The organism is Vibrio sp. V39_P1S14PM300 (assembly GCF_009904765.1).
GTDB classification, from domain to species: Bacteria; Pseudomonadota; Gammaproteobacteria; order Enterobacterales; family Vibrionaceae; genus Vibrio; species Vibrio proteolyticus.
In genome coordinates this window covers 1-5,127 of record NZ_WXWP01000155.1, presented here as the reverse complement: position 1 = coordinate 5,127, position 5,127 = coordinate 1, and the positions used below count along the sequence as shown (strand labels likewise).

Below are 5,127 nucleotides of genomic sequence, written 5' to 3'. Positions count from 1 at the left end.
TATATGAACAGTGACTTCGAGAAAGACATTAACTTAGGCGGTAACATCGAAACGGCGATTTCAGGCCAGTATGACTTGAAAGCAGCGGATGTATTCAAAGAAGCCTGGAACCATACGATTAAGCATTTTCTTTCCTTCTCCCCGGCGATTGTGATGCTACTGGTCGTGCAGATCGCGATTTTCTACGTCGCATTGAAACTGCAGCTGGGTGATCCGTCGGTAATTTTCAATATAGTGGTGGATCCGGAAAACATGGATCCCGGTGTATTTCAGGCAATTTTCATCGCCAACTTCAGTTACGAAGTCATCAGTGCGCCTATCTACGCAGGCATTTGTATGATGGCTATGAGCCATGCAGCCGGTCTCAACACCAAATCACGCCACATAACGAAAGGACTTCAGTTTACCGTTCCGGTCATTCTCGCTACATTGTTCAGTTTATTGTTGCAGTGGCTAGCCGGGATGATTCTGCCATTTTTATCGATGTATCTGTCACTGGCTTTCAGCAATACGATTTTGTTAATCTGTGAAAAACGTATTCCGCCAATGCAGGCATTGCTGCTGTCACTGCGTGCCGTTAACAAAAAGATTTTTGTCTTGGCGGGAATTTATCTGCTATTAATGCTGATGTTCATCGCGGCAGCAATGTTTTACGGAATTGGACTGATTTTCGTGCTTCCGTTCTTTTTCCATGTTAAAGGTATTATCTACCGCAACATGTTCGGCATTCGCCTGAAAATTGTCGCGACGGATAACTCAAGCAATAACGACCAGAACAAAGGCTCTCCATTCTTTGATGCATAAAAAACTCCTCATTAGTCTTACTGCAGCTGGCCTTATCGTCAGCTGCAGTTTGTATTACGCGCAAGCGCCGCAAGAATCGGTTAGTCTCGAAGGACACAAAGTCGGCGAAGCACCTGACTTTGCCTCGATTCAAGATGTCACAACACGAAAGCACCAGTTTTTCAGCTACCTCAAACCCGGGATTGCGCTTGAGAATCAGCGCATCCTCAAAGAGCGTATAAGACTTGAGTCCATTGACAAGAAGTATCGGTCGTCTCAACTGACCGACGAAGATACAGAATATGCTAAACGCCTGGGTAAGTTGTACGACACTGAGCTTCCGGCCCAAGGAGTGGATGAAAACTGGCTGGCTGACATGTTGCATCGGGTTGATGTGATTCCAGAAGCGTTAGTCTTAACTCAGGCTGCCAATGAATCGGCGTGGGGAACCTCTCGTTTTGCCCGGGCAGCCAACAATTATTTTGGTCAATGGTGCTATACCACAGGCTGTGGGCTGGTTCCGTCCCAACGTCCGGACGGTATGACCCACCAAGTAAAGAAATTCCGCTCCGCCCAACAGTCCATTCATGGCTACTTCATGAATGTGAACCGTAATCAGGCGTATCATGATCTGCGGGAAATCCGCTATCAACTGCATAAACGAGGTGATGACTTGTTGAGCCTGGACGCCGCAATGGCGATGAGTGAAGGGCTGACGAAATACTCAGAGCGTGGTCAGCAGTACGTGAACGATCTGCGGGCTATGATGCGACACAATGAACCCTACTGGATAGAAGAATAAGAACAGGATATGAAAAAACTACCTCTCGCTTTACTGGCAACAACCATGCTGATGGGCTTCCCAAGTCAGGCTCAAGAATACATGTTCACGTACTCCAAATTGTTTTCTCAGATGAAAGCCAACAGCAAAGAAGGGCACGATGACGTCAAAGTGGGCTTCTTCTTTGTCAACGCCGATTCCAAGCAGCTGTGCAACATTGAAAAAGCCTGGATGGAAAAAGAAGAACATTACGAAGAGTTAACCATCTCTCCTCACAAAGAGTTAATCGTGCCGCTGGACAACAATTTGCGTAAAGCCAATCCTTTGGTCTTCGTACACACTCCAATGGATCAGCGGTGTGATTTTTCTATGGTGGTTATGACCAAAGAACCACTGAACGGTAAAGTGACTTACGAAGAGGTCAAAAAGCTGTTGCCGCAAATGCAGACCATTCTAGAAGATTTGGGAGGCATGTTTGCCAGCTGGTTTACGCCTGATGTTGAGGGAGTCACACTGGAGTTTGCGAGCAAGTTAACCAGCGAGATCCAGCTTTCTGATGGTCGCACGATTGCCATTGAAAATGGCAAAGCTCAGGTGGCGTTGGCGGATATTGGCGAAGGCGGGTACATGATCTTACCGGAAAACACCGTCAGGGTGCTTCCGTATTTACCCAAGGCAAAGAAGTAATAAAAAAGGTGACCTCTGGGTCACCTTTTTTAGCATCAAGAAATCGTTGTCACATCTAACTTCAGGCTCGGATCGAACTCCTGAACGCGCTCTTCATCGTCCATCACCTGAGCCGGCATCTCTTCTTTATCAAAGCCGATATCGCCACCGTTGATTACACCAGAGTCGCGATTGATCGATTTAAAGTCAAACAGCTCGAAATCCGCCAGATGGCTCGGTACCACATTCTGCATCGCGCGGAACATCGTTTCAATGCGCCCTGGAAATTGCTTGTCCCAGGTATTCAACATCTGTTTGATGTTCTGACGTTGCATATTTGGTTGAGAGCCACACAGGTTACATGGGATGATCGGATACGCACGCATTTCAGAGTACTTAATAATGTCTTTTTCACGGCAATATGCCAGTGGACGAATCACCACGTGTTCACCATTGTCTGATACCAGTTTTGGTGGCATGCCTTTCATTTTACCGCCGTAGAACATGTTCAGGAACAGCGTTTCAATGATGTCGTCACGATGGTGGCCCAATGCGATTTTTGTAGCACCCAGTTCTTTCGCCGTGCGGTATAAAATACCGCGGCGCAAACGTGAACAAAGAGAGCAGGTGGTTTTACCTTCCGGGATTTTATCCTGAACGATGGAGTAAGTATCTTCTTCAACGATCTTGTACTCTACACCTAAGCTATCGAGATACTCAGGTAGAATGTGCTCAGGAAACCCTGGTTGTTTCTGATCCAGGTTTACCGCTATCAGTTCAAACGAGACTGGCGCGCTCTTTTGCAGACTCATCAAGATCTCCAGCATGGTAAAGCTGTCTTTACCACCGGACAGACACACCATAATGCGGTCGCCATCTTCAATCATATTAAAATCAGCGATAGCCTGGCCAGTATTGCGGCGCAGACGCTTCTGAAGTTTATTGAAGTTGTATTGTTGAGCTTTGGTGCGCTCTTGAGTTTGCTCAGTCATCAGCTTGCAGTCTTGATTCAGTGATTAAAAATGAAGTGCGTATGATACGGATATATAGGCGAGATACCAGATCTAATCGGTACTTAGAACAAAAAAATCCCCGGTATCAAACGGGGATTTTCACTGTCGGATTCGGATTCACATCAGATGGCTTCGTTCGGGTCGAGCGGGCTGATGTAACCAGCGGGTTTCAGTGCCAGAACATCACAATTAATTTTATCGATAACATGCTCAGCAGTGTTACCAATAAAGACAGCGGACAGCCCTGTACGTCCTGTGGTGCCGAGAATCACCATGGCGGCACTGAGTTTCTCCGCCGCTTCTGGTATCACGTCTTCAGGCAAGCCTTGCTCCACGATGGTTTGCTCTTCTGCAATACCGTGTTTTTGGCGTAGTGCTTTCATGGACGTTAAATGATGGCCACGTACGGCATCCGTATAGGTTGCCGGATCAAACTCGGGTAGTTCAATCGTAATATTGGCTGGCGTAACCGGATAAGCATTGACCAAATAAGGCGTCGCACCAAACCGATCTGCTATGTTTTGCAACTGTTCCACCATACGATCGTTGAGGTCCAGGTGGGTGTCGTTTTCAGATCCCACATGAACAGACGCAATCACATTGGCATCTTCAGGCCAATACGCATTTTTAACCAGCAAGACCGGGCAAGGGCATTTACGCAACAAATGCCAGTCTGTCGGGGTGAAAATAACCGATTCCAGCACGTCGTGTTTGCGGGTGCCTTTGATCAGAATGTCATGACTGTTTGAAAAGACCTCGGCAATAATGGCCTCGTAAGGGCGATTATGCCAGACCACGACAACATTGAAGTCAAACGAATTGTTGATGTATGGCTCTGCGACTTTTCTCATCCACTGCTCACGCTGATGAATCACACCACGTCGCATTGCATCACGCTCTTCTGCAGAAAGCATTGAGGTCATGTCGTAGGAGAAATCATAAATGGAAAGGAAAAAAGTCACACTGCTGCGAGACCGGCTTTTCTCGGCCAGTTGCACTGCGCGGGCTAACGCCGGTTGTTCATCATGATTGATGTCAGCAACGACAAGAATTTTGCTATAGATACTCATACCAGCTCCTTAACGTGGAGGAGAACCATAAGATTACTGTAGCGCAAATCGTTGAGAACGTTTAGAAAAAAAGGGAAGAAGCGAGGAGATTTATGATGTAGCTCAGCTTTGAGCTACATCATTGAGATTACTGACTATTCTGACGTTACGCCAGCTAATTCCATCAGGGCATCATGATTCAAAATAGTGATGTATTTGCCTTTCACACTCAAAATTTCTGATTTCTGGAAACGGCCCAGAAGGCGAGAAATCGTTTCTACGGTTAAACCCAGATAGTTGCCGATATCACCACGTGTCATGGTTAAACGGAACTCACGAGGACTAAAGCCACGTTGGGAGAAGCGAGTAGAGAGGTTGTAAAGGAAAGCCGCCAGACGCTCTTCTGCGTTTTTCTTTGAAAGCAACAGGATCATTTCCTGGTCGCCTTTAATTTCGTTACTCATCAGGCGCATGATTTGCTGACGAAGCTTTGGCATTTTGCCTGACAGGTCATCCAGAATTTCGTACGGAATCTCACACACCATCGATGTTTCAAGAGCCTGAGCAAAGCTTGGGTGGCTGTCTCCAGTAATCGCATCAAAACCAACCAAATCACCGGCTAAGTGGAACGCAGTGATCTGCTCATCACCCTGTTCTGTGATGGTATAGCTTTTGATCGTACCTGAGCGGATGGCGTAAAGCGATTTCAGATCGTCACCTGCTTTAAACAGTTCCTGACCTTTTTGAATCGGCTTTTTACGCTCGATAATTTGATCAAGCTGATCCAGTTCAGCTTCGTTGAGCGTAAACGGAATGCAGAGTTGACTGATACTAC

6 protein-coding genes are annotated in these 5,127 nt (G+C 46.7%); 3 read left to right on the top strand and 3 right to left on the bottom strand.

Annotated features, from left to right (window positions below; all coding sequences use genetic code 11):
* Positions 1-3 precede the first annotated feature (3 nt).
* Genes CAG65_RS07785 through CAG65_RS07775 form a run of 3 tightly spaced genes read left to right on the top strand, consistent with a single transcriptional unit; the run spans position 4 to position 2,251 of the window.
* Positions 4-804 (top strand): hypothetical protein, encoded by an 801-nt coding sequence (locus CAG65_RS07785; protein ID WP_021703276.1) that lies wholly within the window; start codon positions 4-6, stop codon positions 802-804.
* The gene (locus tag CAG65_RS07780) at positions 797-1,585 is read left to right on the top strand and encodes a glucosaminidase domain-containing protein (protein ID WP_161453239.1); all 789 of its coding nucleotides are present in this window, start codon (positions 797-799) and stop codon (positions 1,583-1,585) included. Before CAG65_RS07785 ends, CAG65_RS07780 begins: the two co-directional genes overlap by 8 nt.
* Positions 1,586-1,594: 9 nt before the next feature.
* Positions 1,595-2,251: a DUF2987 domain-containing protein gene (locus tag CAG65_RS07775; protein ID WP_021703274.1), complete on the top strand. Its 657-nt coding sequence runs from the start codon at positions 1,595-1,597 to the stop codon at positions 2,249-2,251.
* 35 nt (positions 2,252-2,286) lie between these two features.
* Here CAG65_RS07775 and ttcA read toward each other — a convergent pair whose 3' ends face one another.
* From ttcA to CAG65_RS07760, 3 genes are all read right to left on the bottom strand, one after another.
* Positions 2,287-3,222 (bottom strand): tRNA 2-thiocytidine(32) synthetase TtcA, encoded by a 936-nt coding sequence (gene ttcA / locus CAG65_RS07770; RefSeq protein ID WP_021703273.1) that lies wholly within the window; start codon positions 3,220-3,222, stop codon positions 2,287-2,289.
* A 143-nt stretch (positions 3,223-3,365) separates the two neighbouring features.
* A complete protein-coding gene (gene uspE / locus CAG65_RS07765) occupies positions 3,366-4,313 on the bottom strand; it encodes a universal stress protein UspE (protein ID WP_021703272.1) in 948 nt (315 codons plus the stop codon).
* 134 nt (positions 4,314-4,447) lie between these two features.
* On the bottom strand, positions 4,448-5,127 hold a 680-nt coding region (locus tag CAG65_RS07760; protein ID WP_161453237.1), incomplete at its 5' end, for an FNR family transcription factor.

What these genes read in the sequence shown, in the direction of transcription:
- CAG65_RS07785 (WP_021703276.1), top strand. Translation starts at nt 4, where the DNA reads ATGAACAGTGACTTCGAGAAAGACATTAACTTAGGCGGTAACATCGAA.
- CAG65_RS07780 (WP_161453239.1), top strand. Translation starts at nt 797, where the DNA reads ATGCATAAAAAACTCCTCATTAGTCTTACTGCAGCTGGCCTTATCGTC.
- uspE (WP_021703272.1), bottom strand. Translation starts at nt 4,313, where the DNA reads ATGAGTATCTATAGCAAAATTCTTGTCGTTGCTGACATCAATCATGAT.
- CAG65_RS07775 (WP_021703274.1), top strand. Translation starts at nt 1,595, where the DNA reads ATGAAAAAACTACCTCTCGCTTTACTGGCAACAACCATGCTGATGGGC.
- ttcA (WP_021703273.1), bottom strand. Translation starts at nt 3,222, where the DNA reads ATGACTGAGCAAACTCAAGAGCGCACCAAAGCTCAACAATACAACTTC.